This is a genomic window from Delftia acidovorans NBRC 14950, assembly GCF_001598795.1.
Lineage (GTDB): Bacteria > Pseudomonadota > Gammaproteobacteria > Burkholderiales > Burkholderiaceae_C > Comamonas > Comamonas acidovorans.
In genome coordinates this window covers 257,247-283,242 of record NZ_BCZP01000008.1, presented here as the reverse complement: position 1 = coordinate 283,242, position 25,996 = coordinate 257,247, and the positions used below count along the sequence as shown (strand labels likewise).

21 protein-coding genes are annotated in these 25,996 nt (G+C 68.1%); 11 read left to right on the top strand and 10 right to left on the bottom strand.

Translation table 11 applies throughout. From position 1 onward, the window contains the following. Positions 1-89 precede the first annotated feature (89 nt). The 4 genes from DA1_RS13200 (at position 90) to DA1_RS13185 (ending at position 3,186) form a co-directional block, all read left to right on the top strand. On the top strand, positions 90-1,277 hold the full coding sequence (locus DA1_RS13200) for a muconate cycloisomerase family protein (protein WP_034390815.1): 1,188 nt from the start codon (positions 90-92) through the stop codon (positions 1,275-1,277). A gap of 28 nt (positions 1,278-1,305) precedes the next feature. Beyond that, a complete protein-coding gene (gene catC / locus DA1_RS13195; RefSeq protein ID WP_034390814.1) occupies positions 1,306-1,584 on the top strand; it encodes a muconolactone Delta-isomerase in 279 nt (92 codons plus the stop codon). 42 nt (positions 1,585-1,626) lie between these two features. Continuing rightward, entirely contained in the window at positions 1,627-2,619 is a 993-nt protein-coding gene (locus DA1_RS13190; RefSeq protein ID WP_012203793.1) for a Bug family tripartite tricarboxylate transporter substrate binding protein, read from the top strand. A gap of 144 nt (positions 2,620-2,763) precedes the next feature. Further along, the gene (locus DA1_RS13185; RefSeq protein WP_051940543.1) at positions 2,764-3,186 is read left to right on the top strand and encodes a hypothetical protein; all 423 of its coding nucleotides are present in this window, start codon (positions 2,764-2,766) and stop codon (positions 3,184-3,186) included. A gap of 4 nt (positions 3,187-3,190) precedes the next feature. Here the strand turns inward: DA1_RS13185 and DA1_RS13180 are convergent, their stop codons facing one another. After that, positions 3,191-4,147, bottom strand: coding sequence for a DMT family transporter (locus DA1_RS13180; protein WP_034390812.1), 957 nt, complete (start codon positions 4,145-4,147; stop codon positions 3,191-3,193). 72 nt (positions 4,148-4,219) lie between these two features. On the opposite strand from DA1_RS13180, the gene DA1_RS13175 reads away from it, so the two are divergent. After that, positions 4,220-5,104 (top strand): LysR family transcriptional regulator, encoded by an 885-nt coding sequence (locus tag DA1_RS13175; RefSeq protein ID WP_034390810.1) that lies wholly within the window; start codon positions 4,220-4,222, stop codon positions 5,102-5,104. Here DA1_RS13175 and DA1_RS13170 read toward each other — a convergent pair. From DA1_RS13170 to DA1_RS13160, 3 genes are read right to left on the bottom strand one after another with little or no spacing between them, the layout of a single operon-like run. Beyond that, positions 5,101-5,343 carry a formate dehydrogenase subunit delta gene (locus DA1_RS13170; protein WP_034390808.1) on the bottom strand — a complete coding sequence of 81 codons (243 nt, stop codon included), beginning with the start codon at positions 5,341-5,343 and terminating at the stop codon, positions 5,101-5,103. The genes DA1_RS13175 and DA1_RS13170 overlap by 4 nt on opposite strands. Continuing rightward, a complete protein-coding gene (gene fdhF / locus DA1_RS13165) occupies positions 5,343-8,279 on the bottom strand; it encodes a formate dehydrogenase subunit alpha (RefSeq protein ID WP_034390807.1) in 2,937 nt (978 codons plus the stop codon). Before fdhF ends, DA1_RS13170 begins: the two co-directional genes overlap by 1 nt. Positions 8,280-8,291: 12 nt before the next feature. Then, positions 8,292-10,481 (bottom strand): formate dehydrogenase subunit gamma, encoded by a 2,190-nt coding sequence (locus tag DA1_RS13160; RefSeq protein ID WP_034390806.1) that lies wholly within the window; start codon positions 10,479-10,481, stop codon positions 8,292-8,294. A 299-nt stretch (positions 10,482-10,780) separates the two neighbouring features. Here DA1_RS13160 and DA1_RS13155 point away from each other — a divergent pair, with 299 nt between their 5' ends. Next, positions 10,781-11,224 carry a MarR family winged helix-turn-helix transcriptional regulator gene (locus DA1_RS13155; RefSeq protein WP_174549389.1) on the top strand — a complete coding sequence of 148 codons (444 nt, stop codon included), beginning with the start codon at positions 10,781-10,783 and terminating at the stop codon, positions 11,222-11,224. A 61-nt stretch (positions 11,225-11,285) separates the two neighbouring features. Here DA1_RS13155 and DA1_RS13150 read toward each other — a convergent pair whose 3' ends face one another. From DA1_RS13150 to DA1_RS13130, 5 genes are all read right to left on the bottom strand, one after another. Continuing rightward, positions 11,286-11,720: a hypothetical protein gene (locus DA1_RS13150; protein WP_062794122.1), complete on the bottom strand. Its 435-nt coding sequence runs from the start codon at positions 11,718-11,720 to the stop codon at positions 11,286-11,288. A 230-nt stretch (positions 11,721-11,950) separates the two neighbouring features. After that, complete coding sequence (locus tag DA1_RS13145; RefSeq protein ID WP_013803891.1) at positions 11,951-13,267, bottom strand: MFS transporter; 1,317 nt, start codon at positions 13,265-13,267, stop codon at positions 11,951-11,953. 353 nt (positions 13,268-13,620) lie between these two features. Then, entirely contained in the window at positions 13,621-16,608 is a 2,988-nt protein-coding gene (locus tag DA1_RS13140) for a cytochrome c (RefSeq protein ID WP_034390804.1), read from the bottom strand. Next, entirely contained in the window at positions 16,605-17,162 is a 558-nt protein-coding gene (locus DA1_RS13135; RefSeq protein ID WP_012203779.1) for a (2Fe-2S)-binding protein, read from the bottom strand. The genes DA1_RS13140 and DA1_RS13135 overlap by 4 nt, the downstream gene beginning before the upstream one ends. Before the next feature lie 107 nt (positions 17,163-17,269). After that, positions 17,270-18,427, bottom strand: coding sequence for an FAD-dependent monooxygenase (locus DA1_RS13130; protein WP_034390802.1), 1,158 nt, complete (start codon positions 18,425-18,427; stop codon positions 17,270-17,272). Between the two features lie 323 nt (positions 18,428-18,750). Here DA1_RS13130 and DA1_RS13125 point away from each other — a divergent pair, with 323 nt between their 5' ends. The 5 genes from DA1_RS13125 (at position 18,751) to DA1_RS13105 (ending at position 24,668) form a co-directional block, all read left to right on the top strand. Beyond that, positions 18,751-19,539 (top strand): maleate cis-trans isomerase family protein, encoded by a 789-nt coding sequence (locus tag DA1_RS13125; RefSeq protein WP_012203777.1) that lies wholly within the window; start codon positions 18,751-18,753, stop codon positions 19,537-19,539. A gap of 11 nt (positions 19,540-19,550) precedes the next feature. Beyond that, positions 19,551-20,396, top strand: a complete 846-nt coding sequence (locus DA1_RS13120; RefSeq protein WP_034390801.1) for an alpha/beta fold hydrolase — start codon at positions 19,551-19,553, stop codon at positions 20,394-20,396. Between the two features lie 50 nt (positions 20,397-20,446). Beyond that, entirely contained in the window at positions 20,447-21,532 is a 1,086-nt protein-coding gene (locus DA1_RS13115) for a 2,5-dihydroxypyridine 5,6-dioxygenase NicX family protein (RefSeq protein WP_034390800.1), read from the top strand. Then, a complete protein-coding gene (locus DA1_RS13110; RefSeq protein ID WP_034390799.1) occupies positions 21,529-22,218 on the top strand; it encodes an N-carbamoylsarcosine amidohydrolase in 690 nt (229 codons plus the stop codon). The genes DA1_RS13115 and DA1_RS13110 overlap by 4 nt, the downstream gene beginning before the upstream one ends. Positions 22,219-22,325: 107 nt before the next feature. Beyond that, the gene (locus DA1_RS13105) at positions 22,326-24,668 is read left to right on the top strand and encodes a xanthine dehydrogenase family protein molybdopterin-binding subunit (RefSeq protein WP_034390798.1); all 2,343 of its coding nucleotides are present in this window, start codon (positions 22,326-22,328) and stop codon (positions 24,666-24,668) included. 13 nt (positions 24,669-24,681) lie between these two features. Here the strand turns inward: DA1_RS13105 and DA1_RS13100 are convergent, their stop codons facing one another. After that, positions 24,682-25,989 carry a type II toxin-antitoxin system HipA family toxin gene (locus DA1_RS13100; RefSeq protein WP_013803897.1) on the bottom strand — a complete coding sequence of 436 codons (1,308 nt, stop codon included), beginning with the start codon at positions 25,987-25,989 and terminating at the stop codon, positions 24,682-24,684. Positions 25,990-25,996 lie beyond the last annotated feature (7 nt).

The following is a 25,996-nucleotide window of genomic DNA, read 5'->3' as shown; positions in this document are numbered from 1 at the left end:
CAAATAATTCAATAGATCCACACAATGCATGGATTTACGCTTGTGTCCATCGCCGGCAGCCGCCGCCAGCCAAGACACACGCCACTGCCATGCAAGACCGTTTCCTGATCGAGCGCATCGAGGCGCGGATCCTCGACATTCCCACCATCCGTCCGCACAAGCTGTCGTTCGGCTCCATCAGCCGGCAAAGCCCGGTGATCGTGCAGCTGTGGCTGCGCAATGGCGCCACGGGCTTTGGCGAGGCCGCCACCATCGGCGGCCCGTCGTGGAACGAGGAATCGCCCGAGAGCATCCACCACGCCATCACCAACCACCTGGCGCCCAGCCTGATCGGCCAGGACGGCGCGCGCTTCGAGGCCTGCCTCTCGCGCATGGACCTGGCCTGCAAGGGCAATGCCTTTGCCAAGAGCGCCGTGGAGATCGCGCTGCTGGACGCCGTGGCCCGCAGCCTGCAGTTGCCGCTTTGGCAATTGCTGGGCGGCAAGCAGCGCGACAGCCTGCCCCTGGCCTGGACGCTGGCCAGCGGCGACATCGAGCGCGACCTGGCCGAGGCCCATCTGCGCCTGGAACAAAAACGCCACCGCATCTTCAAGATGAAGATCGGCGCGCGCACGCCCGAGGCTGATGTGGCCCATGTGAGCGAGATCGCACGCGGCCTGCAGGGACGCGCCACGCTGACCGTGGACGTGAACCAGGCCTGGGACGGCGCCACGGCGCGGCGCTTTCTGCCGCAGCTGATCGATGCCGGCGTGACCCTGATCGAGCAGCCCGTGGCCGGCTGGAACGTGCCCGCGCTGCGCGAGCTGACGGCCACGCTGCAGGGCGCCCTGGTCATGGCCGACGAGAGCGTGTGCACGCCCTACGACGCCATGCGCCTGGCGCGCGAGCAGGCCAGCCATGTGTTCTCGCTCAAGGTGGCCAAGCACGGCGGCCTGCTGCGCACGCGCAAGGTGGCGGCCATTGCCCAGGCGGCCGACATCGGCTGGTACGGCGGCACCATGCTGGAGACCTCGATCGGCTCGGCCGCCTCGGCCCATGTCTTTGCCACGCTGGGCGGGCAGCACTACAACTGCGAGCTGTTCGGCCCTCAGCTGCTGGTGGACGACATCGTCACCGAGCGCATGGCCATCCGCGACTTCGAGCTGCAACTGCCCGACGGGCCGGGCCTGGGCGTGGAGATCGACCTGCAGCAACTCGCGCGTTTCGACCGCGCGCTGGCCGACAGCCAGCCGCAGCACTTCGACATGGGGCAGGCCCGGACCGGGGCTGCGACCTGAATTCCTTTCATTCCTCCTGGAGACAAACATGCTTTATCTGGTCCGCATGGACGTGAAGATCCCCCACGACCTGCCCGCCGACGTGGCAGCCGAGATCAAGGCCCGCGAGAAGGCCTACTCCCAGCAACTGCAGCACGAAGGCCGCTGGCCCCACATCTGGCGCGTGGTGGGCGAGTACGCCAACTACAGCGTGTTCGACGTGGCCTCCAACGACGAGCTGCACGAGCTGCTGCAGGGCCTGCCGCTGTTCCCCTACATGGACATCCAGGTCACGCCGCTGGCCCGGCACCCCTCGGCCATCGCCTGAGCACAGCCCAAACCAAGACCAAATTTTTCGGAGACAACTGAAGTGAATGTGAAACGCCGTTTTCTGACCGCCGCAGCCGCAGGCCTGTGCCTGTCCGCCGTGATGCCCGCCGCGCACGCCCAGGCCCCCGAGGCCAACTGGCCCAGCAAGCCCATCCGCTGGATCGTTCCCTTCCCGCCGGGCGGCGCCATGGACGCCATCGCGCGCACCCTGGGCGAGAAGGCCGGCCGCACGCTGGGCCAGCCCTTCGTGATCGAGAACCGTCCCGGCGCCGGCGGCAACATCGGCGCCGACTTCGTGGCCAAGCAGCCCGGCGACGGCTACACGCTGATGATCACCTCCATCGGCATGGCCACCAACAAGCCGCTGTACCGCAAGCTCAGCTACGACCCGATCAAGGACTTCGCCCCCGTGGGCGTGCTGGCCGTGGTGCCCAACATCCTTGTCACCAACTCCACCCAGCCCAACGTCAAGAGCGTGGCCGACGTGGTGGCCGCCGCCAAGGCCTCGCCCGGCAAGCTGACCTATGCCTCGGCCGGCAACGGCACCTCCATCCACCTGGCAGGCGAAGTGTTCAACTCGCTGGCCGGCGTGGACATCCTGCACATCCCCTACAAGGGATCGGGCCCGGCCGTCTCCGACCTGCTGGGTGGACAGGTCAACTACATGTTCGACTCCATCACCTCGGCGCGCCCGCACATCCAGTCGGGCAAGCTGCGCGCCCTGGCCGTGACCACGGCCAAGCGCTCGTCCAGCATGCCCGACGTGCCCACCATGGAAGAGGCCGGCATCAAGGGCTACGAGGTCTCGCCCTGGTTCGCCGTCTTCATGCCAGCCAGCACGCCGCCGGCCATCGTCAAGAAGCTCAACCAGGTCTTCGTGGCAGAGATGAAGCAGCCCGACGTGCTCGAACGCTTCAAGGCCATCGGCGCCGAAGTCGTGGGCTCCACGCCCGAGGAAGCGGCAAAGCACCTGCAGGCCGAGTCCGTGCGCTGGACCAAGGTGATCACGGAGCGCAACATCAGCATGGATTGAGCCTGGACCGCCTCCGGTCGCCCGACAGGTTTTGATACGCTCGCCGGATCACACAACCAGGGGGACGGGATGGGCAAGCTCAGGAAATCACCATGCTGCGGCACACGGCCTTCTGAAGCGCACAGACGCTGAAGGAAGGCTGCCATGTTGTTGCGCATCCGCAAGGCCCTTGCGGCACGGTTCGAAGCCGTGGCCGAGATCGTGGGCCTGATCCTGTCCCTGGGCGGCGCGGCCGCAGCCAGCTTGCTGGGCAAGCTGGTGCTGGCCTTGATTCTGGGCACCATCGCCCTGGGCATTTTCTTCAGGCTGGCAGGACGCCGAAAGCGGTCCCAAGCCGGCCCATCGCAGCGCGAACCCGGCTGGCTTGCCACCATGGCAGGCCTGCTGGCGTTCATCGAGATCGGCGTGCTGGTGGAGGCAGTCGATCTGCCCGTGCGCTTTTACCAGCCAGGGTTTGCCTTGCATCACTGGCTCATCGTTGCGGCAGGCCTGCTGGCAGCATCCTGGCTCCAGTTGAAGCTGCTGCGCGCCGCGCGCAACGCCATCCGCGCCAGGCGGAGCACCTGACACGTCAACTGCGGACTGCCGCCTGCGCACCCTGCATGCGCGGGGCGGGCGCAGGCCTGCGCCCCCAGTTCATCAGCGCCGTGCCGGCCACGGCCATGCCGCCGCCCAGCACGATGCTGGCATCGATGCTCTCGCCCAACCACAGCGCCGACAGCGCCACGCCGATCACGGGCACCAGGGTGATGTAGCCCGAGGCCGCACCCGCACCCAGCGCCTTGACGCCGTCGAAGTACCAGGCATAGGCAAGCGCCGTGGCGCCGAAGGCCAGGAAGGCCAGCGCACCCCAGGCGGTTGCGTTGCCAAGCACGGCAGCCTGCAGGCCGGCCGGCCCTTCCACCACCAGACTGGCCACCAGCAGCATGGCCGCGCCCATGGTCGAGGTCACGGCCGTGGCCGACAGCGCATCGACACCCGTGAGCAGCCAGCGGCCGATCAGGGTGTAGCTCACCCAGCAGACCACGCAGCCCAGGATCAGCAGCTCGCCGGCGCCCACCGATCCCTGCAGCAGCGCCAGCGGCTGGCCATGCGAGATCACCACCACGGCGCCGCAGGCCGCCAGCGCCATGCCCAGGGCAATGGTGCGGTTGAGCCGCTCGCCGAACAGCCAGACCGCCAGCGCCAGCGTGAGCACGGGGTTGAGCGTGATCACCAGGGCCGCCTTGCCGGCCGGCACATGCTGCAGCCCCATGAGGAAGAAGGCCGCATAGCCGAACACGCCCGTGGCACCAGCGGCCGCCATGCCCAGCCAGCGTTTGGCGCTCCAGTGCCTGAGACCGGCCATGCCACCGGCCCAGTACAGCCACGGCAGCAGCACGGCGGCGGCCAGCAGGAAGCGCAGGCTGGCGGCTGCCAGCGGCGGCATGTTCTGTGCCACCACGCGGCCCGCAGGCCAGGAAGCGCCCCACAGCAGGGCCATGCCGACAAGCCGCAGGTGGGGACCGAAGAAGCGTTGAAAATTCATGGCGCGTACTATGTGCTCATATCGATTCATAGACAAATGAGCGAATGCTCATGACCTGGACACCGTGATCCTATGACCTTCACCCAGCTCGAAGTGTTCGCGGCGCTGGCCCGTGCCGGCAGTTTCTCGCGCGCGGCCGCGCTGCTGGGCATTACCCAGAGCGCCGTCAGCCATGCCCTGCGCGCGCTGGAAGGCGAGCTGCAGGTGCAGTTGGTGCGGCGCGAAGGCCCTCACTCCCCGCTGACCGACGCAGGCACGCGGCTGCTGCAGCGCGCCAACGACATCCTCCAGCAAAAGGAGGCCTTGCGGCAGGAGGCCGATGCCGAGCGCGGCATGGCGCGCGGCACGCTGCGCGTGGCCTCGTTCGGCGCCACCTCTTCGCTGCGGCTGCTGCCCCCGCTGATCACCGAATACCGGCGGCGCCAGCCCGCCGTACTGGTGCAGATCGACGAGCAAAACGACGACACCGTGGTCAAGTGGCTGCTGGAGCGGCGCGTGGAGATCGGCTTCGTCGTGCTGCCCGACGAGCGCTTCGAGACCGTACCCCTGGTGGAAGACGAACTGGTGGCGCTGCTGCCCGCATCGCACCGGCTGGCGGCCCAGCGCAGCATCCGCGCCGCCGACCTGCAGGGCGAGGCCTTTGTGCGCACCTCGGCCGGGTCGGGCGCGCACATCGACCGCTTCCTGGCCGAGGCCGGCGCCCAGCCTGCGGCCATCTACCACTTCGAGCAGATGTCCTCCATGCAGGGCTTCGTGGCCCAAGGCCACGCCATTGCCATTGCCGCACGCCTGGCCGTGCCCGAGCAGGCGCCTGAAGGCATGGTCTACCGCAGCCTCTCGCCCCGCCAGCGCCGCGTCACCGGCTTGGCCGTGCGCAGCATGGAGCGGCTGTCGCCAGCGGCCGCAGGCTTTGTGGCGCTGGCGCGGGAGATGGCGAGGAAGAAGCGCTTTGGCTAAGCCTGCGCCGCCGACGGCAAGGTCAGCGGATGCAGCATCAGCGCCTCGCGCACGATGGGCTTGAGCGCCTGCGCCTCGTCGGGGCTGGCCAGCACGCGGGCCAGTTCGGCGCGCATGCGGGGCTCCCAGAATTTGCGGATGTGTTCGGCAATGCCCTGCAGGGCCTCGTCGCGCTCGGGCATGGCCTCGAAGAACTCGCCGATGCGGTTGGCCATGCGGACCAGGTTCGCGCTGTCCATCACTTGCCTCCCGCCACGGCCATGCTGCCTGCCTGCGCGGCTTGCAACAGGCCGATCTGCTCTTCATGCATGCGCGCAAAGCCGCGCTGCCAGTCGGACGGCTGGGCGTGCTGGGGGACGGGCAGCACCTGCACGGCCGTGACCTTGTATTCGGGACAGTTGGTGGCCCAGTCCGAGCTGTCGGTGGTGATGACGTTGGCGCCGGATTCGGGAAAGTGGAAGGTGGTGTAGACCACGCCGGGCTGTATGCGCTCGGTGACGGTGGCGCGCAGCACGGTCTCGCCCGCGCGGCTGGCGATGCCGACCCAGTCGCCGTCGCGTATGCCGCGGTCCTCGGCGTCATGCGGATGGATTTCCAGCCGGTCCTCGCTGTGCCAGTGGCTGTTGTGCGTGCGCCGGGTCTGGGCGCCCACGTTGTACTGAGACAGGATGCGGCCCGTGGTCAGCAGCAGCGGAAAGCGCTGGGTGACCTTCTCGTCGGTGGCCACGTACTGGGTGATGATGAAGCGGCCCTTGCCGCGCACGAAGCGGTCCCTGTGCATGATGGAAGTGCCGGCCTCTTCGGTGCTGTCATTGCAGGGCCATTGCACGCTGCCCAGCCGGTCGATCTTGTCGTAGTTCACGCCCGCGAAGCTGGGCGTGAGCGCGGCGATCTCGGCCATGATCTCGCTCGGGTGCTTGTAGTGCATGGCGTAGCCCAGCGCATTGGCCAGCAGCTGGGTGACCTCCCAATCGGCATGGCCGGCCAGCGGCGCCATGACCTTGCGCACGCGCGAGATGCGGCGCTCGGCATTGGTGAAGGTGCCGTCCTTTTCGAGGAAGGAAGCGCCCGGCAGGAAGACATGGGCGTACTTGGCGGTTTCGTTGAGGAAGATGTCCTGCACCACCACGCATTCCATGGCCGAGAGCGCGGCCGTCACATGCTGCGTGTTGGGGTCGGACTGCACGATGTCCTCGCCCTCGCAGTACAGGCCCATGAAGCTGCCGGCCAGGGCCGCCTCGAACATGTTGGGAATGCGCAGGCCGGGCTCGGGGCTGAGTGCGACGCCCCAGGCGTCCTCGAACTCGGCGCGCACCGTGCTGTCCGAGATGTGGCGGTAGCCGGGCAGCTCGTGCGGGAAGGAGCCCATGTCGCAGGAGCCCTGCACATTGTTCTGGCCGCGCAGCGGGTTCACGCCCACGCCTTCGCGGCCCACGTTGCCCGTGGCCATGGCCAGGTTGGCGATGCCCATGACCATGGTCGAGCCCTGCGCATGCTCGGTCACGCCCAGGCCGTAGTAGATGGCCGCGTTGACGGGGCGGCCCGCTGGATGGTCCTCGGCACCCAGCGCATACAGGCGCGCGGCGCCGCGCACCAGGTCAGGCGCCACCCCGGTGACCTCGGCCATGGCCTCGGGCGAGTTCTCGGGCCGGGCCACGAATTCCTTCCACTGGGCGAAGGACTTGGCATCGCAGCGCTCGGCGATGTAGTCCTCGGCCAGCCAGCCTTCGGTGACGATGACATGGGCCAGCGAGGTGATCATGGCCACGTTGGTGCCGGGCCGCAGTTGCAGGTGGTAGTCGGCGCGGATGTGGGGCGACTTGACGAGCTCGATCTCGCGCGGGTCGATGACGATGAGCTTGGCGCCTGCACGCCGGCCGTCGCCGCGCAAGCGCTTTTTCATGCGCGAGCCGAACACCGGGTGCGCGGCCGTGGGGTTGGCGCCGATGACCATGACCACGTCCGTGTGCTCGATGGACTTGAAGGTCTGCGTGCCGGCCGAGGTGCCATAGGTCTGGCCCAGGCCATAGCCCGTGGGCGAGTGGCACACGCGCGCGCAGGTATCGACGTTGTTGTTGCCGAAGGCCGTGCGCACCAGCTTTTGCACCAGGTAGGCCTCTTCATTGGTGCAACGCGAGGAGGTGATGCCGCCAATGGAATCCTTGCCGTGCTTCGCCTGGATGCGGCGGAACTCGCGGGCCGTGTGGGCAATGGCCTCTTCCCAGCTCACTTCGCGCCAGGGGTCGGAGATCTTCGCGCGGACCATGGGCCGGGTGATGCGGTCCTTGTGCGTGGCATAGCCCCAGGCAAAGCGGCCCTTGACGCAGGCATGGCCCTCGTTGGCCTGACCATCCTTCCAGGGCACCATGCGCACGACCTGCTCGCCCTTCATCTCGGCCTTGAAGCCGCAGCCCACGCCGCAGTAGGCGCAGGTGGTGATGGCGCTGTGCCCGGCCTGGCCCAGCTCGGTCACGGTCTTTTCCTGCAGCGTGGCCGTGGGGCAGGCCTGCACGCAGGCGCCGCAGCTGACGCAGTCGCTGTCCATGAAGCTGCCGCCCTGCCCCGCCGTGACGCGCGATTCGAACCCCCGGCCCGAGATGGTCAGCGCAAAGGTGCCCTGCGTCTCCTCGCAGGCGCGCACGCAGCGGTTGCAGACGATGCACTTGCTGGGGTCGTAGCTGAAGTACGGGTTGGAGACATCGACCTCGGCGCGCGCCTGGCCCTTGAAATGGTTGGCGCCGTCGAAGCCGTAGCGCACCTCGCGCAGGCCCACGGTGCCGGCCATGTCCTGCAGTTCGCAGTCGCCGTTGGCGCTGCAGGTCAGGCAGTCCAGCGGATGGTCGGAGATGTACAGCTCCATCACGCCGCGGCGCAGCTCCTGCAGTTGCGGGCTTTGCGTGCGCACCTTCATGCCCGGCTCGGCCGGCGTGGTGCACGAGGCCGGAAAGCCCTTGCGGCCTTCAATCTGCACCAGGCACAGGCGGCAGGAGCCGAAGGGCTCCAGGCTGTCGGTGGCGCACAGCTTGGGCACGCTGACGCCGCCTTCCATGGCAGCGCGCATCAGCGATGTGCCCTCGGGAACGCAGACCTCGCGGCCGTCGATCTCCAGGGTGATCAGGCGTTCGGACGGGCTGGCGGGCGTGCCCCAGTCGGCTTGCTTCAAATGGTCGAGCATGGTGTTCTCCGTTCAGGCAGCCGCTGCGGCCGTGGTGGACTCGATGCCGAAGTCCTGGGGGTAGTGAGTCAGCGCCGAGCGCACGGGATACGGCGTCATCCCGCCCATGGCGCACATGGAGCCGTGCTGCATGGTGTCGCACAGGCTTTCCAGCAGGGCCACCTGGCCGGCGTGGCCGGCGTGGGCGGCAGGGTCGGTGCCGGTGCGCACGATGCGGTCGATGACCTCCACGCCGCGCGTGGAGCCGATGCGGCAGGGCGTGCACTTGCCGCAGGACTCGATGGCGCAGAACTCCATGGCGTAGCGCGCCAGCTGCGCCATGTCGGCCGTGTCGTCATGCACGACGATGCCGCCGTGTCCCACCACGTTGCCCTTGGCGGCATAGGCCTCGTAGTCCAGCGGCGCATCCCAGTCGGCCGGCGCCACATAGCTGCCCAGCGGGCCGCCCACCTGCACGGCCTTGATGGCGCGGCCGGTGGCCGTGCCGCCGCCGAAGTCTTCCACCAGCTCGCGCAGGCTCAGGCCGAAGGCCTTTTCCACCAGCCCTCCGCGCGCAATGTTGCCGGCCAGCTGGAACGGCAGGGTGCCGCGCGAGCGGCCCATGCCGAAGCCCTGGTAGAAAGCCGCGCCGCGCGCCAGGATCAGCGGCACCGTGGCCAGCGTGATCACGTTGTTGATCACCGTGGGCCGGCCCCACAGCCCCGCTATGGCCGGCAGCGGCGGCTTGGCGCGCACAATGCCGCGCCGGCCCTCGATGCTCTCCAGCATGGCCGTTTCCTCGCCGCAGACATAGCTGCCCGCGCCCTTGCGCACCTCCATGTGGAAGGCCCGCCCGCTGCCGGCCACGTCGCGGCCCAGCCAGCCTGCGGCCTCGGCGCGCGCAATGGCTTCGCGCAGGGTGGCGATGGCATGCGGATACTCGCTGCGCACATAGACAAGGCCCTGCGTGGCGCCCACGGCCAGGCCAGCGATGGCCATGCCTTCGATCAGCGTGTAGGGATCGCCTTCCATCAGCAGCCGATCGGCGAAGGTGCCCGAGTCGCCCTCGTCGGCGTTGCAGGCAATGTACTTTTGCGGCCCCGCTGCGGCGGCCACGGTCTTCCACTTGATGCCGGCCGGAAACGCCGCACCGCCACGGCCGCGCAGGCCCGAATCCAGCACCTCCTGCACGATGGCCGCGGGCTCCATGCGCGCCGCGCGCTCCAGCCCCTGCCAACCGCCATGGGCCGCATAGTCGGACAGGTTCAGCGGATCGATGACGCCCACGCGCGCAAAGGTCAGGCGCTCCTGGCGCGCCAGGTAGGCAATGGCCTCGGTCAGTCCATGGCACAGCGCATGGCTGCCGCCCTGCAGCATTCCGGCATCGATCAGGCCCGGCACCGCATCGGCCGTGACCGGGCCGTAGGCCACGCGGCCTTCGGGCGTCTCGACCTCCACCAGGGTCTCCAGCCACAGCAGGCCGCGCGAGCCGTTGCGCACGATCTGCACCTGAAGGCCGCGCGCCGCGCACTCGCGCTGCAGGGCGCCGGCCACGGCGTCAGCGCCCACGGCCAGCGCGGCGGCATCGCGGGGCACGTAGACGCGCACGCCGGAGCCTGCCCCTGCCCCTGTCCCTGCATGCGCAGGCTGCGCCACCGGCTCGCCGGCCTGCTCCGGCTGGCGGCATTGCGCGATGAGTGCATCCAGTCCGTTGGCCGAGACATGCGCATGGGGCTGGCCATCGAGCATCACGGCAGGCGATGACGCGCACAGGCCCAGGCAGTAGACCGGCTCCAGCGTGACGGCGCCATCGGCACTGGTTGCATGCCCATGCCCGTGCCCACTCGATCCGCAGCCCAGCGCCTGGCCTGCGTGGGTCAGCAGCGCATCCGCACCGCGCGACTGGCAGGCCTCGGCGCGGCAGACCTGCAGCACATGGCGGCCCGCTGGCGTGCTGCGGAAATGGGGGTAGTAGGAGATGACGCCATGCACCTCGGCACGCGAGAGGTTCAGCGCATCGGCAATGCGCGGCACGGCGGCTTCGGGGATATGGCCCAGCATGTCCTGCACGGCGTGCAGCAACTCGATCAGGGGGCCGGGGCGCCGGGCGTGGACGGCAATGGCGTGCTCGACGGCCTCGCGCTCATGGGCGCCGAGTGCGCTGCCGGCAACAGCGGCATTGATGACGGCAATGGGAATGATCTTCCCTTGTGTGGCTGGCATGGGTGTCCCTGCTGGCTTTCGTTGTGGGGAGCGGCGCGGTCCGGTCCGCTGGCGCTTTGTCTCTCATGCCATTTCAAGGCCTGCCGGGCAAGCCGTCAAATTCAAACGGATGATTGCGCCATTCAATCGGCAAATGAGCCGCCGGGCAGTGCTGCGCCTGCTGCCCCAGGTCTTGCGGATGCCGCAGCCAGCGCGGGTTTGCGCCACTTGGCAAATGCGCCCGGCTTGTCGCAAATCACACGGTATTTGGTATGAATTTTGATAAGCTCACGCGCACCATGAACCACCAGCCATCAGCCATGACGCCACAGGATGGCTATCATTTTTCAGACCAGATCGGCCACCTGCTGCGGCGTGTCTATCAGCGCCACACTGCACTGTTCCAGCAATACATTCCCGACTCGCAGCTCACGGCCGCGCAATTCGTGGTGCTGTGCTCCGTGCGCGACAACAGCGGCAGCTCGCTGGCCGACATCGTCAAGGCCACCGTGATCGACCAGGCCACCATCCGCGGCGTGGTGGACCGGCTCAAGCAGCGCGAACTGGTGCAGGTGGACCATGACCGCATCGACCGCCGCAAGGTCGTCATCAACCTCACCGAGGCCGGCCAGGACCTGGTGCGCGACATGGAGCCCTTCGCCAAGCAGATCACCGAAAGCACCTACGGCAGGCTCAATCCGGCCGAGCGCCTGGCGCTGGATTTTCTGCTCAAGAAGATGCTGGAAGGTGGCGAGGCGGATTGAAGAGCCCCTGTTTTCATGAGGATGGCTGCCAGGCGATCTCAAAGGGCTTGGGCCCTCGCCGTCAAAGCCCCATCAACCCAGGCAGTGCCTTTGCGCACGACCTATAGCAAAGAAAAAACAGATTCTCACGCCCATCTTCCGGATAGAGATACCCGGCGCCTGCTGCATTGATGCTCCACCCATAGACCACGCCATTGCGCCGCAGCTTCCCACTGAAGGCGCAAGGCAGAATGATCGATTCATAGTGGAAGGTGGAGAAGGAAACCTCGGTTGCCGTGGAGAAATAACGGATGACATCCTTGGGCCGCAGCGTAATTTTCTCGCAGCCCATGGTTTGCCCTTCTCCGACCGAACGATGGATCGAGCCGAGCAAAACCACTGGTTCTTCCTGGTTGGCCATCGCCTTTCGAGGAGCGACCAGCACTGAAAGGCAGAGCACAACCAGGATTGCCGTGGCGACCAGGCCATGCCTGCGATAGCTGCCATTCAATGACATGAGAACAAGGCTCCGCTGGATATATGGCGCAGCGAATTGCTTGCGCCAGGAGCAGTCATTGTGTCGCATGGACCGGTTGAGCTCACAGGAGCTTCAGTCCATGGATGTTCTCCAGCAAATCGGACAATCCGCACGCCCTGCCTTCGAAAAAGGCCTGATCCTCATTTGGGGACCCCATGAAAAAAGGCCTGCTTGCGCAGGCCTTTTTAAGTCGAAGTTCTTCCTCGGCGTCAATCCAGCGCCCGGTTGCGCGATTCCACATCCACGGCCCAGATCGACAGGGCACCGCCCACCAGCATGGCGGACAGCACGGCCAGCGCCAGGGTGAAGTGGGTGGCCATGATGGGCGCAATGATGGCCGGGGCGAACAGGCCGCCGAAGCGCGCCACGGCGCCGGCCATGCCCATGCCGCTGGCACGCAGGTCGGTGGGGTAGACCTCGGGGGTGAACGCATACAGCGCGCCCCAGGTGCCCAGCAGCGAGAAGCTCATCAGCAGGGTGGAGCCGATGACCACGAAGGGCGACGAGCCCAGGCTGTAGAACATGCAGCCGACGGCGCTGAGCAGCAAAAAGCCGATCAGCGTGGGCTTGCGGCCCCAGCGCTCCACGCCATAGGCCGACAGCGCAAAGCCGGGCAGTTGCACCAGGGCCAGCACCACCAGGAAGACCTGGCCGCGCATGAAGGCGAAGCCCTCGCTGCTGAGCTTGACAGGCAGGTAGACGAAGACACCGTAGTAGGCGATGGAGATCAGCGCCCAGGCCAGGAACAGCGAGAGGCTGCGGCGGCGCAGGTCGCCGTTGAACAGCGCGAGGATGGATTTGCGCTCCTGCTTTTCAGGCTGCAGGGCGGGGATGTCCGCGGTGGTGCCGTTGACCTTGGCCACCCGCTGCAGCACCTTGCGCGCCTCCTCGGACTTGCCGTTGCGGTTGAGGAACATGGGCGACTCGGGGATGTAGAAGCGCAGCACCACGCCGATCAGCGCCGGCAGTCCGGTCACGAAGAAGATCACGCGCCAGGCATCGTCGCCCCAGGACACGGCCACCAGCGCCAGGATGGCCAGGAAGATGGTGCCCACGGCCCAGAACGATTCCAGCAGCACCAGCCAGCGGCCGCGGCGGTCGCTGGGCAGGAACTCGGCCATCATGGTGTAGTCCACGGGCAGCGTGCCGCCCACGCCGATGCCGGTGATGAAGCGCAGCACCAGCAGCCAGGCGAACTCGGGCGCAAAGGCCGAGGCCACGCCCGCGAAGGCGTCGATCACCACGGCCATCATCAGCACCGGGCGGCGCCCGATGCGGTCGGCCAGGCGGCCGAAGACGAAGGCGCCGATCAGCATGCCGATGAAGAAGAAGGTGCCGGTCTGCAGCGCCTCGGGCACGGTCTTGCCGAAGGTCTTGGCAATGGACGGCGCGCTGAAGCCGATGGACAGCACCTGCATGGCATCGGCCAGCCAGACCAGCCCGAAGATGACGAACAGCCGATATTGGAACTTGCCGACACCCGCTGTCTGGATGCCTTTTTCCACCGAAATGTATGTAGATGACATGCAGGGACTCCTTTTCTAGCCATCGCAATTGTTGAATCTGTCTTTTCCCAGGCAAGGCCGTTCAGCTTGTGTTGCCGCCTCCTGCCGTGCCTTCCACCCTTCACACATCCGGAGCGAACCGCTCCCTCGGCGCCATCTCCATGGCCCGATGGAAAATTTCCGGATGTCGGTCTCTGCATCCGGGCGATGGGCGCATTGCGGACAGGCTGCACATCGACAGCGCCGTCCGTTGTTGCCCATCACCCGTCCCCAGCATCAGATGTCAGGACCCAGGCCCTGGAGAGATTCCAGGGCAAGGTGTCCATATCCGCGGCATCGCCCCTGCCGCCGCCCATTGCTGCCCATTGCCGCCCTCAGTGCGCATGCGCCTGTGCCTGCATGCGCAGCCGGTTAATCGTCTTCGTGTCGTCTGGCCAAGCTTTTTCCTCCGGTGCAAATCGTTCGCGCAAATATCCGAGCAGGTCCGCGATCTGCCTGTCGTCCAGGCTGTCCCCGAAGCCGGGCATGTAGCCCAGCGCATCGTCGGCCGGCGCCTGTATGCCGTTCAGGATCACCTGGACCAGGTTGTCGGGGCTGGCCGCGTGCAGGTTGGTGTTCAGGGCCAGCTGCGGCTTGACGCCGAACAATGTGGGACCGCTGCCCGCCTCATGGCAGACGGCGCAGGCGTTCTGGTAGATGCGCTCGCCATTGGCGTGGCGGACCAGCGCCCTGGCAGGTGGAGCCGCAGGCGCCGGCGCCTGCACCGCGGCAGGCGCCGGTGCTGGTGCCGGCATGGCCGGGACAGCCTGTGGGGCCTGGCCCGGCAGTTCCATCAGATAGGTGGCCATGGCGCGCACATCGGCTTCGGGCAACTGGGCCAGGCCGTGGATGACGGGCGCCATGGGGCCTGCCGCCACGCCGTGGCGAGCCGAGAAGCCGGTGCGCAGGTACTGGTACAGCTCTTCGCGGCTCCAGGGCAGCTTGCCGCCCGCCAGTTGATTGAGCGCGGGCGCCGTCCAGCCTTCGGCCTCGCCGCCGCCCAGGTAGTGGATGCCGGTCTTTTCCGCACCCAGCGCATTGCGCGGCGAGTGGCAGGCCGCGCAGTGGCCCGCGCCTTCGACCAGGTAGGCGCCCCGGTTCCATTCGGCGCTGCGCGCAGGGTCGGCCTTGAACGGCGTGGCGTCGTGGAACAGCAGGTTCCAGCCCGCCATGGCCGGGCGCAGGTTGTAGGGGAAGGCCAGCTGCGTCTCGGGCGCCTTGGCCTTCACGGAGGGCTGGGACATCAGGTAGCCGTAGAGGGCCTGCAGGTCGCCATCGCTGAGCTTGGCGAAGGCCGTGTACGGGAAGGCCGGATACAGCTGGCGCCCATCCTGGTGGATGCCGTGGCGCATGGCGCGCTCGAAGGCCGCGTAGGACCAGCGGCCGATGCCGGTTTCGTTGTCGGGCGTGATGTTGGTGGAGTAGATGGTGCCAAACGGCGTCTCCAGCCCGAAGCCGCCGGCATTGGCCGCGCCGCCCGGGGCCGTGTGGCAGACCACGCAGTCGCCCGCAGCCGCCACCAGGCGGCCGCGCTCCAGGGCCTGCGGCGAGTACAGGGAAACGTCGGGCCCGTCGGTCAGCGGCAGGGCCGGCTTCAGCGGCCAGGCCATGGCGGCCATGCCGGCAAGGCCTGCGGCGCCTGCGGCCAGCCAGCCCCAGCCACGGCCGGGCCGCGCCGCACCGGGCTTGCCGGCGCCCTCGCCCGCCAGGGCCAGGCGCAGTTGCTCTGGCTGGAAGGGCACTTCGCGCAGGCGCACGCCTGTCGCATGGTGAATGGCGTTGGCAATGGCGGCGGCGGCGGGCAGCGTGGCCACGCCATCCAGCGCCAGATCGCCCTGGCGGATGACCGCGACATCGCCGGGCGCATGCTGCGCCAGGTCGGAGCCGGGCTTGGCGATCACATCGAAAGAAGCAGCGGAAGCTGTGGACCCTGCCCAGTCGTCAAAAGCGGGGGCCGCGCCCAGCAGCCGGCGCGCGTCGGCCAGCAATTGCGGGTCCTGCTGGACGATCTCGGGCCGCGTGCTGGCGGCCTGCGCCGCTTGCAGGCTGCGGCTGTCATGGCCGGCCACGACGCGTGTCACTTCGATCTCGCCCGTTTGCGGGTGCACGGCCACCTCGGCCACCCAGGCGCTCCAGGCATGGAGGTCGGCGCCCTGCGCATCCAGGGTCTGCAGCTGGGCGGTGGCAAAGCCCCGGCCCAGCAGGCGGCCATCGGCGCCCTGGTGGGACGGTGCCTGCTGCGATGCCTGCGCACGCTCGGCCACCTCCTGCGCCAGATCGCGCACCGGGCCTTCGGGCAGGTGCTGCAGCCGCCATTGCAGCGGATCACGGCCCTGGTCCAGCGCCTGCTCATGCCAGTGGCTTTCGCGGGCAAAGACCTGGGCGGCATTCAGATCATCGACGCCGGCATGCCGCAGGCTGGCGGCCAGCCTGCGTTCATGCAATTCGCCGGCATCGAGCACGGTGGCCAGGGCCGCGGCGCGCGCTAGCTCGGGCTGGCTCAACAGGCGCGCCATGCTGGGGCGCACGGCCCAGGGCGTGTCGGACAACAGCAGGTCTGGCTGCGGCGATGCATTGCCCGGCTGAGGCTGCACCACCGTGTCGGCTTCAAGCCCTTGCGAAGGCTGCGCACCCACGCGCAGCACCAGCTCCCGGCTGTCTGCGCTGCCCGCAGCAGTCCAGGCCTCGCAGGCCACGCTGACAGGCCTGCCCACGGCCTGGGACAGCAGGGCCGCATCGGCCGCTGCGTCCATGAGATCCAGCACATGCGGGGTGCCGGCCGCCGTGGCCGGCAGGCTGAACAGCCGCAGCGCGGACTCGGGGCATTGCAGCAATGCGGCCAGTTCGCGGCCGATCATCTGCCGCACATCGGCGTCGCAGGGCGGCAGCCAGACGCTGGCATGGCCGTCCAGGCACCACACGGCTGCGCGTGCGGCACCCTCGCAAGACGCGGGCGCAGCCATGCGCCAGACATAGCGGCCGGCATCGGGCAGGTCGGCCTTGTCAGCCTTGTCAGCCTTGTCGGCTCTGTCGGCAGCACGGGGCGCGCTGGCGGCCCTGGCTTCCTGCCGGTCGTCCCAGGCAGGGGCCAGGCTGGCAGCGGCCTGCCGGGCATGGACAGGCGCCACGGCCACCACGCCCAGAAAATGCCCGCGCTGCACCGCGGCCACCACGCCGGCCATGGCCTGGGCTTCCTGCAGCCGTGCATGCAGGGGCACGCTGCCCCGGTAGCGCAGACCGTCCCAGGCCGCGACGGGCGGGCGCAGCGCCAGGCCGTGCAGCAGGTCGGAAGGCAGGGCGGGAGTGTTGCCGGCCGGGCTCATGGCTGGACCTCGCCCGCGCTGGAAGATGGAAAACCGGAGGGCGCCTGCAGCGCGGCGCGTTGCGCACGCAGCTGCACGGCGCGCAGAGCGGCCTGCATGATTTCCACATGCGTGCCGCAGCGGCACAGGTTGTGGTGCAGCTCGTTGCGCAGCTCCTGCTCGGTGGGATTGGGGTTGCGGCGCAGCAGGGCCTCCACGGTCATGATCATGCCGTTGAGGCAGTAGCCGCACTGGGCCGCCTGGCAGTCGATGAAGGCCTGCTGCGTGGGGCCGGGGCACTGGCGCGAGCCCAGGCCTTCCAGCGTGGTGACCTCGCGGCCCACGGCCGCCCGCACGGGGATCACGCAGGAACGCGCGGCCACGCCATCGATCAGCACCGTGCAGGCGCCGCATTCGCCCAGGCCGCAGCCGTACTTGGGCCCGTTCAGCTCCAGGTCATTGCGCAGCACATGCAGCAGCGCCGTCCCGGGCGCTGCCGGCACCTCGCATGCGCGTGCATTGACCTGCAGGCGGATGGGGCTGGGGGTACTGCTTGGATGGACTGGGGTTCCCATGGGACGAGGCTCTTGCAACTTGGCTGCGGTTCAGGATGTCGGCGTTCTGCGGCCGGACAGGAGGGGGGGATTCCCTCCCCTCCCCTCGTCCGGCAAGGCAGCGAGTATCAGGCCGCTGCCTTGACCTTGGGCTCGACCAGGGGCACGTTGAACACGTCGTAGCCGAAGCACCAGGACGGATCTTCGTTGGTGCGCAGCCAGGTGTTGTCGTGCGAGATGCGCTGCACCTTGCTGGCGCGCTCGGCACGGTTGGCTTCGTACAGGGCGAAGGCCAGCTCATGGTTGTGCGCGCCGACTTCCTTGAGGCAGCGCGCCAGCATGGCGCCGTCCTCGATGGCCATGGCCGCACCCTGGGCCATGTGGGGCTTCATGGGATGGCAGGCATCGCCCAGGAGCACCAGGCGGCCACGGCTCCACAGCGGCAGCGGATCACGCTCGAGCAGCGACCACTTGGTCACTTCCACGGTGGCGTCGATCAGTGCCTGCACGGTGGGATGCCAGCCCGAGAAGGCCTCGCGCATCTCTTCCTTGCTGCTTTCCAGCCAGCGGTCGTTGAGGTCCCACTTCTCGACGGGCACGCCGGTCACGTAGTACAGCTCGTCGGCCTTGCCGGTGACGAAGTAGGTCATCATGTGGCGGTCATCGCTCCACCACTTCACGCAGGCATCGAAGGGCAGCATGCCGGCCTTGACCTCGGGCGTGGGGAACACGGCGCGGTGGGCCAGGTAGCCCGCGTACTTGGGCAGTTCCGGGCCCAGGAGTTCCTCGCGGATGCGGGAGTTCACGCCATCGGCGCCGATGACGATGTCCGCCTCCTCGGTCGTGCCGTCCGCAAAGTGCATGACGACCACACTGCCGCGGTCCTCCACCTTGGTCAGGAACTTGCCGTAGGCCATCACGCTGTCGGGCAGGGCCTCGACCAGCAGCGCATGGAAGTCGCCACGGTGCACGGTCAGGTAGCTGGCGCCGTATTCCTTGACGGCGTAGTCGCCCAGCGGAATCTGGGCGAGCACGTCGCCCGTCTGCCAGTGGCGGCTGTACCAGTAGTCGGGATGCGAGCCCTGCTCGTTGAGCGCGTCCTCGATGCCGATGCGGCGCAGGATCTTCATCACATTGGGCCCGACGTGGATGCCGGCTCCCAGGCGCGAGAAGCTGGGCGCCTGCTCATAGACGCGGACATTGAAGCCTTCCTGGAGCAGCAGCTTGGCAGCTGCAGCCCCGCCGAGACCGGCGCCGACAACGGCGATTCGAGGGGATTGAGACACAGTTTTCTCCTTGCAGGAATGTTGAAAGCCAGACGGGGCAACCGTTGCTTCGGCGCGTCCTTGCAGGGTGTAGAGCAGGAAGCGTGCCAGGCAACAAAACACTTAATTCAGGTGTATGCGCTTGAATTTTTCAAATCGACGCATGCACCATAGGGCGGCAGAATAAATTGAAGTTCGCCATTTTTGGTGCAATTTCTGCACCAAATCAGTACAAACCCCGAGAAAATTCTCATTTGCAAGGCGGCACGTCTTTTGCAAGAATAAAGCGTACACACTCAGTTGATTCTGATCAGAAACCCTCGAAACTTCGCAAAGGCAAGTCCATGACCAAAACGTTCCGCATCGGCCAGATCGTCCCCAGCTCCAACACCACCATGGAGACCGAGGTGCCGGCCATGCTGCAGGCCCACTCCACGCTGCGCCCGCAGGACCGCTTCACCTTCCACTCCAGCCGCATGCGCATGAAGAAGGTCCAGAAGGAGGAGCTGGCCGCCATGGACGCCGAAAGCGACCGCTGCGCGCTGGAGCTGAGCGACGCGCGCGTGGACGTGCTGGGCTATGCCTGCCTGGTGGCCATCATGGCCATGGGCAAGGGCTACCACCGCGTCTCGCAGCAGCGCCTGACCGAGCGCACGGCCAGCAATGGCGCCACCGCCCCGGTGATCACCAGCGCCGGCGCGCTGGTGGAAGCGCTCAAGGTCATGGGCGCCAAGAAGATCGCCCTGGTGGCGCCCTACATGATTCCGCTGACCCAGCTGGTCATGGACTACGTGGCCGCCGAAGGCTTCGAGATCGTGGACTGGCGTGCGCTGGAGATCCCCGACAACCTGGACGTGGGCCGCCACGACCCCGCCAAGCTGCCCGGCATCGTGGCCGGCATGAACTACGCCGACGCCGACGTGATCGTGCTGTCGGCCTGCGTGCAGATGCCCTCGCTGCCGGCCGTGGCCCAGGTCGAGGCCCAGACCGGCAAGCCCGTGCTGACCGCCTCCATCGCCACCACCTATGCCATCCTCAAGGAACTGGGGCTGGACCCCGTGGTGCCGGGCGCGGGCGCGCTGCTGTCGGGCGCCTATCCCTACGACACCGGCACCAGCGCAGCCAAGGCCTGAGGAACACACGCATGACCAGTACCTCCAGCACCCCCAGCACATTCCGCTACGGCGGCAACGTCCATGCCAACGGCATCCGCCAGCACTACCTGCGCTACGGCGGCGCCGAGGGCGAATGCGCGCAGCGCGACGCCGTCATCCTGATCCCCGGCATCACCAGCCCGGCCGTGACTTGGGGCTTCGTGGCCGAGCACCTGGGCCGCCAGTTCGACACCTATGTGCTCGATGTGCGCGGGCGCGGCCTGTCGTCCTCCGGCCCGGGCCTGGACTACAGCCTCGATGCCCAGGCCGCCGACGTGGCCGCCTTCGCCCAGGCCCTGGGCCTGCAGCGCTGGGCGCTGGTCGGCCACTCCATGGGCGGGCGCATTGCCGTGCGCGCCGCACGCAGCCAGCCGGTGGGGCTCACGCGCCTGGTCATCGTCGATCCGCCGGTCTCCGGCCCCGGCCGCCGCGCCTACCCGGCCGCCCTGCCCTGGTATGTGGACTCCATCCGCCAGGCCACGCTGGGCATGGATGCCGAGGCCATGCGCGCCTTCTGCCCCACCTGGACCGAAGAGCAGCGCCAGCTGCGCGCCCAGTGGCTGCACACCTGCCACGAGCCGGCCATCGTGCAGAGCTTCGAGGACTTCGGCCGTGACGACATCCATGCCGACCTGCCCCGCATCCAGCACCCGCTGCTGCTGGTCACGGCCGAGCGCGGTGACGTGGTGCGCAGCGAGGACGTGGCCGAGTGGCAAGGCCTGGCACCCCAGACCGAGCATGTGCGCGTGCCCAACGCCGGCCACATGATCCCCTGGGACAACGAGGCCGGCTTCTATTCGGCCCTGGGCGAATTCCTCGGCGCGCGGGTGGACTGAATGTCCAACCGCAGCCCACTCCCATCCATCGCGACACCAAGGAGCCGACCATGTCCGTCAGCGATATCGATCTGATCCACGCCTGGAAGCAGGTGCTCACGCTGTCCCGGCTCGAAGCCGGCCAGACCGTCACCGTGCTCACGGGCGCCGACACGCACCCGCAGACGCTACGCTGCGCCATCGCCGCCTCCAGCGAAATGGGTGCGCGCGTCAACCGCCTGGACCTGCCGCCCGTCAACGCCGAAAAATCACTGAGCCGCGACTCGCTGGCCTACCTGGGCACGACGCCGCTGACCGGTAACCCCGCCGCCATCGCCGCGCTCAAGGCCAGCGACCTGGTGCTGGACCTGATGACCCTGCTGTTCTCACCCGAGCAGCACGAGATCCTGCAGACCGGCACCAAGATCCTGCTGGCCGTGGAGCCGCCCGAGGTGCTGTGCCGCCTGGTGCCCACCGAGGGCGACCGCGCGCGCGTGCAGGCCGCATCCAAGCTGATCGAGGCGGCCGAGCATATGCACATCACCTCGGCCGCGGGCACCGACCTGCGCTGCCGCCTGGGCAGCTTCCCGGCCATCTGCGAATACGGCTTCGTGGACCAGCCCGGCCGCTGGGACCACTGGCCCAGCGGCTTCGTTCTGACCTGGCCCGACGAGGGCGAGAGCAACGGCCGCGTGGTGCTGGACCGGGGCGACATCCTGCTGCCCATGAAGGACTACGTGACCGAGCCCATCGAACTCGTCATCGAAAAGGGCTACGTCACGCGCATCAGCGGCGGCCTGCAGGCCGACATCCTCAAGGAGTACATGACCTCCTACGAGGACCCCGAGGCCTACGCCGTCTCCCACATCGGCTGGGGGCTGCAGCCGCGCGCCCACTGGTCCATGCTGGCCCACTACAACAAGGAAACCCACATCGGCATGGACGCCCGCGCCTTCGAGGGCAACTTCCTGTGGTCCATGGGCCCCAACAACGAGGCCGGGGGCAGCCGCACCACGGCCTGCCACATCGACATCCCCATGCGCCACTGCTCGGTGGCGCTGGACGGCAAGCCCACGGTCATCGACGGCGTGGTGCAGGACGAGGAAGGACTGGCGCGCGCCGCCAAAAGGTCCAAGCAAGGAAAGGACATCGCATGACCACGACAACCACCGGCCAGGCCCCCGGCGCGCAGAGCGTTCCCACCGAGGGCGTGCAGGGCGACATCTCTGCCTACGCGCGCCAGGGCTTCGGCACGCCGCTGCCGCTCAAGGCCCCGTTCGGCCTGCTCATCATCGACTTCGTCAACGGCTTTGCCGACCCGGCCGTCTTCGGCGGCGGCAACATCCCCGAAGCCATCGCGCAGACGCAGCACCTGCTGGCCCATGCACGCGAGCGCGGCTGGCCCGTGGCGCACAGCCGCATCGTGTTCTCGGACGACGATGCCGACCACAACATCTTCTGCCTGAAGGTGCCCGGCATGCTGACCCTGAAGGAAGACAGCCCCAACAGCGCCATCGTGCCCCAGCTGGCCCCGGCCGCTGGCGAATACGTGGTGCGCAAGAGCACGCCCTCGGCCTTCTTCGGCACCATGCTCGCACCCTGGCTGGCACAGCGCGGCGTGCAGACCCTGCTGGTGGCCGGCTGCGTGACCAGCGGCTGCGTGCGCGCCAGCGTGGTCGATGCCATGCAGTCGGGCTTTCGCCCGCTGGTGGTGGCCGACTGCTGCGGCGACCGCGCCCTGGGCCCGCACGAGGCCAACCTGTTCGACATGGCCCAGAAGTACGCGGCCGTGATGCCGCTGAGCCAGGCCATCGCCGACACCGACGCCCTCGCCGCAGGTTGATCCCACCGCGCCAACGCGCCTATGGGGCCGGCCCTGCGCAGCCGGCCCCGGAGTGCATAACATGCACAGGGCACGCCTGAAAGCGTGCCCGCGAAGAACACCGCCCCATGAACCTGCCCCAGCCCCAAGCCCTGCACGCACAGCTGCTCACGCGCGCCGACACCCTGCTCGTGGTGCGCCAGCCCGTGGCGCCGCCGCGCCCTGCGCCCGGCCAGCCCGGCACGGCCACCGACTATGTGCAGTCCACGCCCGAGGTCTTCGTGGCCGTGCTGGCCGACGAAGCCGCGCCCCAGGGCTGGCGCGCCCTGGCCTTCAACGGCCATGTGGACCTGGGCACGGGCATACGCACGGCCCTGGCGCAGATCGTGGCGGAAGAGCTCGAAGTGCCTTTGGCGCGCCTGGACATGGTGCTGGGCCACACGGCCGCCGCGCCCAACCAGGGCCCGACCATTGCCAGCGCCAGCATCCAGATCTCGGCCGTGCCGCTGCGCCGCGCCGCCGCCCAGGCGCGCGAGCAGTTGCTGGCGCTGGCCGCGCAGCAATGGAGCGTGGCGGCAGACCGGCTCCAGGCGCGCGAAGGCCTGGTGCGCTTTGCCGATGGCAGCGATGCCCGCGAACTCGGCTATGGCGATCTGTTGCGCGGCCAGCAACTGCAGCTGACGCTGGCCCCGCCCGATCAGGAAGTGAAGCTCAAGCCCGCCAGCGAATACCGGCTGGTCGGCCGTGGCGCGGCGCGCGTGGACATCCCTGCCAAGGCCACGGGCGAACTGAGCTTTGTCCATGATGTGCGCGTGCCCGGCATGCGCCATGGCCGCGTCATCCGCCCGCCGCACCCGGGCCGCGACGGCGGCGATTTCATCGGCCGCTGCCTGGTGGCCGTGGAGCGCGACTCCGTGGCCCACCTGCCCGGCAACGTGCAGGTGGTCACCGAGGGCGACTTCGTCGGCGTGGTCGCCGACCGCGAGGAACAGGCCATTGCCGCCATGCGCGCGCTGCGCGTGCAATGGCAGGCCGTTCCGCCGGCGCCCGATCTGTCTAACTTGGCCGCAGCCATCCGCGCCAATCCTGCCCAACACCGTGCGCTGGTGGACCAGGGCACTGTGGACGATGCCTTCGCGGGCGTCGGCACGGGTGCGGCCACCGAACTGCGCCGCAGCTACGTCTGGCCCTACCAGATGCATGCCTCCATCGGCCCGTCCTGCGCCGTGGCCGATTTCAGCGGGGGCCGTCTCAAGCTCTGGGCCGGCACGCAGAACCCCCACATGCTGCGCACCGACCTGGACCGCCTGCTGCAACTGGGGGAAGACCGCATCGAGATCGTGCGCCTGGAGGCGGCCGGCTGCTACGGCCGCAACTGCGCCGACGATGTCTGCGCCGACGCCGCCCTGCTGTCCATGGCCGTGGGCGCGCCCGTGCGCGTACAGCTCACGCGCGAGCAGGAACACCAGTGGGAGCCCAAGGGCACGGCCCAGCTCATGGACGTGAGCGCGGCCATCGATGCCCAGGGAGAACTGCTGGCCTACGACTTTGCCGTGCGCTACCCCTCCAACGACGCGCCGCTGCTGGCCCTGCTGCTCACCGGCCGCATCCCGGGCGAGCCGCGCACGCTGGAGATGGGCGACCGCACTGCCGTGCCGCCCTACCGCTATGCCAGCCAGCGCATCACCTGCCATGACATGGCGCCCATCGTGCGCTCATCCTGGTTGCGCGGCGTCTCGGCCCTGCCCAATTCCTTTGCCCACGATTGCATGATCGACGAGCTGGCCCATGCGGCCGGTGCCGACCCCGTGGACTACCGTGTTCGCCACCTCGATGACCCGCGCGCCGTCGAGCTGATCGAGGCCACGGCACGCCACGCGGGCTGGCAGCAAAACCAGCCGGGAAGCCGGGGCCGCCCCGGCGCCGACGGTCTGCTGCACGGGCGCGGCGTGGCCTATGCGCGCTACATCCACAGCCGCTTTCCCGGCTTCGGCGCGGCCTGGGCCGCCTGGGTCATCGACATTGACGTGGACCCCGTCAGCGGCCGCATCACCGTGCGGCGCCTGGTCGTGGGCCAGGACACGGGAATGATGGTCAACCCCGACGGCGTGCGCCACCAGATCCACGGCAACGTCATCCAGACCCTGAGCCGCAGCCTGATGGAGAAGGTCGCCTTCAATGCGCAAGGCGTGGCCAGCCGCGAATGGGGCAGCTACCCCATCATCGGCTTCCGCGACCTGCCCCCCATCGAAGTGGTGCTGATGCCGCGCCAGGACGAGCCCCCCATGGGCGCAGGCGAATCGGCCTCGGTCCCCGGTCCGGCCGCGCTGGCCAATGCGCTGTTCGACGCCACCGGCCGGCGCTTCTACGCCGCGCCCTTCACGCCCGACGTGGTGCGCGCCGCACTGAATGCCGCGCCGAACGCCACGCCAGAGGCTGCGCTGGCAGGCCAGCGGGCACAGCCGGCCTAAACCGTCCAGGCCCTCACAGGCCCGCCAGTTTCCTGGCGTCATCCAGGTCCGGGTGGTCGAACGCCAGGGCAAACTCATCGAGCTCCTGCGCGGTCATTCCAACCTCCGCAGACAGGCCCAGCACGCGCCACTGCAACACGGCCTCGACAACCTGGCGCACGATCGCCAGCGACTGGTCGCGGCTCAGTGAAAATTGCGAGGCCTGGCCCATCAACTGCGCCATGCTGGTGATAGGGCCTGTGTCTTCGCTCAACCATGTCTTGGACTCACGGTTCTTTTCCGGCATGGGATTGATGTCGAATGCCGGGGAAAGCTGCCATTGGTTGTCCCCTACATAGAGGAACCCCAGGTTTTGCAGATGGTCATCGACATTGGTGATGAGGTGATGGAACACCAGGCGCCGCCATAGCTGCCGCGCGTCATCCACGTAGTTCGCGCTCAGCCCTTTCATCTGCGCGAGCACCTCGGTGTACGCGTGTTCATGCTGCCGACTCGCCTGCAGCAGTGTGGCGCCGGATATGTAGGGAATGCGCGTATCCCCGGGCCCACGGTCGAAACGGCGAATGACCGCCACAGGTGTGCCATGCACGGCAACCACATGGGCTTGTGCAGCATCAATGCCGGCCAAGCGTGCCAGTTTCAACGCCAGGACTTCGGCACGCGTCACATTGCGATCGTCCTGAACGCTGGGGAATTTCCCCAACGCCAAATGCCCCTTTTCATCAAGGATGCTGCACTTCGGGCGCATGCCTCCCAGCGAGGTCGCCTTGCCCCGCAGGTAGGCCAGATCCTGGGCCGACTCCCTGCCGAGCTCCACGGCCCTCGAGGATGCGAGCATTTTCTCCAGTTCCAGCATCGGAGGCGTCGCAGTCTGCCCTGCGCGTACGGACTCCAGATAGACGCCTTGCGCACTGCGCAACCTCAGGGCGCCCATCCGGCTGAAGTCATCGACGGCGCAAAGGTAGTCGAGTTCGGTCAGTGCCCCAAGAGCCGGGTCCTTCTCGCGCCGCTTGGCATGCGCACGGGCAATGACACGCCGCCCCCAGGCATCCGGCTCCGTGTCTCCCAGCGCAAGGAAGAACAAGGAGTCCTCCCGGGTCTCTGGTTTGCGCGTCTGGTAGATCGGCGTGAGCGCGAGATCGGGGGAGACGTTGAACGCATCCTTGTGACCCAGCCAGTCCTGGAAGTAGGCGAACTGGGTGAACATGCGCATGCCGTTGCGCACGAATACCAGCCTGCCCACGGCCGTGCCCGCCTTGCCCAGGCACACGTCCAGTTCCGACTTCATGTTGTGGACCATTGCAGCGGAGCGCGTCACCATGTCGCAT

Coding starts and splice junctions, on each gene's coding strand:
- DA1_RS13100 (WP_013803897.1), bottom strand. CDS start 25,989: ATGGTGACGCGCTCCGCTGCAATGGTCCACAACATGAAGTCGGAACTG.
- DA1_RS13175 (WP_034390810.1), top strand. CDS start 4,220: ATGACCTTCACCCAGCTCGAAGTGTTCGCGGCGCTGGCCCGTGCCGGC.
- DA1_RS13155 (WP_174549389.1), top strand. CDS start 10,781: ATGACGCCACAGGATGGCTATCATTTTTCAGACCAGATCGGCCACCTG.
- DA1_RS13105 (WP_034390798.1), top strand. CDS start 22,326: ATGAACCTGCCCCAGCCCCAAGCCCTGCACGCACAGCTGCTCACGCGC.
- DA1_RS13125 (WP_012203777.1), top strand. CDS start 18,751: ATGACCAAAACGTTCCGCATCGGCCAGATCGTCCCCAGCTCCAACACC.
- DA1_RS13145 (WP_013803891.1), bottom strand. CDS start 13,267: ATGTCATCTACATACATTTCGGTGGAAAAAGGCATCCAGACAGCGGGT.
- DA1_RS13150 (WP_062794122.1), bottom strand. CDS start 11,720: ATGTCATTGAATGGCAGCTATCGCAGGCATGGCCTGGTCGCCACGGCA.
- DA1_RS13170 (WP_034390808.1), bottom strand. CDS start 5,343: ATGGACAGCGCGAACCTGGTCCGCATGGCCAACCGCATCGGCGAGTTC.
- DA1_RS13200 (WP_034390815.1), top strand. CDS start 90: ATGCAAGACCGTTTCCTGATCGAGCGCATCGAGGCGCGGATCCTCGAC.
- DA1_RS13115 (WP_034390800.1), top strand. CDS start 20,447: ATGTCCGTCAGCGATATCGATCTGATCCACGCCTGGAAGCAGGTGCTC.
- DA1_RS13140 (WP_034390804.1), bottom strand. CDS start 16,608: ATGAGCCCGGCCGGCAACACTCCCGCCCTGCCTTCCGACCTGCTGCAC.
- DA1_RS13110 (WP_034390799.1), top strand. CDS start 21,529: ATGACCACGACAACCACCGGCCAGGCCCCCGGCGCGCAGAGCGTTCCC.
- DA1_RS13185 (WP_051940543.1), top strand. CDS start 2,764: ATGTTGTTGCGCATCCGCAAGGCCCTTGCGGCACGGTTCGAAGCCGTG.
- DA1_RS13180 (WP_034390812.1), bottom strand. CDS start 4,147: ATGAATTTTCAACGCTTCTTCGGTCCCCACCTGCGGCTTGTCGGCATG.
- DA1_RS13135 (WP_012203779.1), bottom strand. CDS start 17,162: ATGGGAACCCCAGTCCATCCAAGCAGTACCCCCAGCCCCATCCGCCTG.
- catC (WP_034390814.1), top strand. CDS start 1,306: ATGCTTTATCTGGTCCGCATGGACGTGAAGATCCCCCACGACCTGCCC.
- fdhF (WP_034390807.1), bottom strand. CDS start 8,279: ATGCTCGACCATTTGAAGCAAGCCGACTGGGGCACGCCCGCCAGCCCG.
- DA1_RS13120 (WP_034390801.1), top strand. CDS start 19,551: ATGACCAGTACCTCCAGCACCCCCAGCACATTCCGCTACGGCGGCAAC.
- DA1_RS13160 (WP_034390806.1), bottom strand. CDS start 10,481: ATGCCAGCCACACAAGGGAAGATCATTCCCATTGCCGTCATCAATGCC.